The sequence below is a fragment of the Ruegeria sp. BH6 genome (assembly GCF_056538105.1).
Genome location: NZ_JBQFSR010000018.1, coordinates 1 through 2,987, shown reverse-complemented (window position 1 = coordinate 2,987; position 2,987 = coordinate 1). Strand labels below are relative to the sequence as shown.

The window sequence follows — 2,987 nt, the reverse complement described above, 5'->3', positions numbered from 1 at the left end:
TCAAGCTGTCAGGCCTTCGGGCTCTGGCAAGGCATTGGCGCGACAGCAGGCCGTCAGTGTGTTGGCCAGCAAGCAGGCAATGGTCATCGGTCCGACGCCACCGGGCACGGGTGTGATCGCTCCGGCGCGTTCGGCCGCGCTGGCGTAATCTACGTCACCAACCAGCTTGTTCTTGCCGTCCCGTTCAATTCGGTTGATGCCCACATCGATGACCGTGGCACCTTCCTTGATCCAATCGCCCGGGATCATCTCGGGGCGACCAACGGCAGCAACGACGATGTCTGCGCGGCGCACAACATCAGGAAGGTCCTTGGTGCGACTGTGTGCGATGGTCACGGTGCAGCTGTCACCCAGCAACAACTGCGCCATCGGCTTACCCACGATATTCGATCGGCCCACAACAACCGCATCCATACCCGAGAGCGAGCCATGGTAGTCGCGCAGCATCATCAAACACCCCAGCGGCGTGCAGGGCACCATCGACTTCTGCCCGGTACCCAGCAGTCCCACGTTCGAGATGTGGAAACCATCAACGTCCTTGGCCGGGTCAATCGAGTTGATCACCAGATCTTCGTTCAGGTGTTTGGGCAGGGGCAACTGCACCAGAATACCATGCACGGCTGGGTCGTTGTTCAGTTTGTCGATCAACGCCAGCAGATCTTCTTCGGATGTGTCAACATCCAGCTTGTGCTCGTACGAGTTCATGCCGACCTCGACGGTCATCTTTCCCTTGGACCGCACATAAACCTGGCTTGCTGGGTCTTCGCCTACCAGAACCACGGCCAGGCCGGGGGTGATGCCGTTTTCTTCTTTCAGCTTTGCGACCTGGTCGGCCACCTGGCCGCGTACTTTTGCGGCAAAGGCCTTACCGTCGATAACCTGCGCTACCATCCTTTGATCCCTTCTTTTCAAAAACGGATCGGGCGCACAAAGCGCCCGGTTCTTCATTCGGGGCCGAGCACGCGTTCTTCGCGGGCAATCGACCAGTCAATCAAGATGCGCCAAAGCTTCTCGGCAAGATCGGGGTCCATGCCCAACTCGTCGGAACTTGTGCGCACGCGCTGCACCACATCTTCGACACGATCCGGAATTCGGGCGGGTAGCCCCTCGCCGGGTTTCAACTGAGACGCACGATCTATGTAAGTTGCGCGCGCCACCAACATTTCAATCAATTGGCGATCCAGCTTGTCGATCTGAACCCGCAATTCCCGCATCGAGTGGCAGTCCTGCGGCGGTATCAGAGTGGGCATTTCAATCTCCTGCGGTCCGGGGATACCCCCGGACCACGAGATGTATCATTCGGGCGCTTAGAACAAGCCCTCGATCTCACCTGCGTCATTGAGGCAGATGGATTCCGCAGCCGGTTTGCGTGGCAGGCCGGGCATGGTCATGATCTCGCCGCAGACAACCACGATGAACCCGGCACCTGCCGACAGGCGAACCTCACGCACCGGAACCGAGTGGCCGGTGGGCGCGCCGCGCAGGGTCGGATCAGTCGAGAAGCTGTATTGCGTCTTGGCCATGCAGACCGGCAGATTGCCGTATCCGGCCTCTTCCCATTCGCGCAACTGGTTGCGAATCTTGTTGTCGGCCAGAACCTCGTCAGCGCGGTAGATGCGCTTGGCGATGGTTTCGATCTTTTCGAACAACGGCATTTCGTCGGGGTAGATCGGTGCAAAGTTCGCAGCACCATTTTCGACGATTTCCACAACTTTCTCAGCCAGAGGCGCAGAACCGTCTGAACCGAGCTCCCAGTGACGCGACAGAACTGCTTCGACACCATGTTCGGCGCAGTAATCCTTGACGGCCTGCACTTCGTCATCGGTGTCGGTGACAAAATGGTTGATGGCGACAACAACGGGCACGCCGAAGGATTTCACGTTCTCGATGTGACGGCCCAGGTTGGCACAGCCCGACTGAACCGCGTCGACGTTTTCGGCACCCAGATCGGCTTTGGCAACACCGCCGTTCATCTTCATCGCGCGCACGGTGGCGACCAGAACAACTGCCGACGGCGCGATGCCCGCCTTGCGGCACTTGATGTTCATGAATTTCTCGGCACCCAAGTCAGCACCAAAACCCGCTTCGGTGACAACATAATCGGCCACTTTCAGCGCGGTCTTGGTCGCGATGACCGAGTTACAGCCGTGCGCGATGTTCGCGAAAGGACCACCATGGACAAAGGCCGGGTTGTTTTCCAGCGTTTGCACCAGATTCGGCTGCATCGCGTCTTTCAGCAGAACGGTCATTGCGCCTTCGGCCTTGATGTCGCGACAGTAAACCGGGGTCTTATCGCGGCGATAGGCGACAATGATGTCACCCAGACGCTTTTCCAGGTCTTTTAGGTCGGTGGCCAGGCAGAGGATCGCCATGACCTCGGACGCCACGGTGATGTCAAAGCCGGTTTCACGCGGGAAACCGTTCGACACGCCACCCAAGCTGGCGGTGATCTGACGCAGCGCACGGTCGTTCATGTCGACCACACGACGCCACGCAACGCGACGAATGTCGATCTCGCACTCATTGCCCCAGTAGATGTGGTTGTCGATCATCGCCGACAGCAGCGAGTGGGCTGAGGTGATGGCGTGGAAGTCACCTGTGAAGTGCAGGTTCATTTCCTCCATCGGAACAACCTGCGCGTAACCGCCACCCGCAGCACCACCCTTCATCCCGAAGTTCGGGCCAAGCGAGGCTTCGCGGATACAGATCATCGCGTTTTTGCCGATGCGGTTCAGGCCATCGCCCAGACCGACGGTGGTGGTGGTCTTACCCTCACCCGCAGGGGTCGGGTTGATCGCGGTCACCAGAATCAGTTTGCCGTCTTCACGACCTTGAACCGAGTTGATGAAGTCCTGGCTGACCTTCGCCTTGTCGTGGCCGTAAGGCAGCAGATCGTCACTGGAGATGCCAATTTTCGCACCGATTTCCTGAATCGGCTTCTTGTTCGCCTCACGGGCAATTTCGATGTCGGATTTGTAGCTCATTGG

The 2,987-nt window shown here is 58.7% G+C and carries 3 protein-coding genes; all 3 read right to left on the bottom strand.

From position 1 onward, the window contains the following. The 3 genes from folD to ACR0B8_RS20170 are packed head-to-tail and all read right to left on the bottom strand — an operon-like array spanning position 1 to position 2,984. Entirely contained in the window at positions 1-891 is an 891-nt protein-coding gene (folD, locus tag ACR0B8_RS20180) for a bifunctional methylenetetrahydrofolate dehydrogenase/methenyltetrahydrofolate cyclohydrolase FolD (protein WP_170362954.1), read from the bottom strand. 53 nt (positions 892-944) lie between these two features. Beyond that, positions 945-1,250 carry a chorismate mutase gene (locus tag ACR0B8_RS20175; protein ID WP_170352146.1) on the bottom strand — a complete coding sequence of 102 codons (306 nt, stop codon included), beginning with the start codon at positions 1,248-1,250 and terminating at the stop codon, positions 945-947. A gap of 57 nt (positions 1,251-1,307) precedes the next feature. Continuing rightward, the gene (locus ACR0B8_RS20170; protein WP_170352147.1) at positions 1,308-2,984 is read right to left on the bottom strand and encodes a formate--tetrahydrofolate ligase; all 1,677 of its coding nucleotides are present in this window, start codon (positions 2,982-2,984) and stop codon (positions 1,308-1,310) included. Positions 2,985-2,987 lie beyond the last annotated feature (3 nt).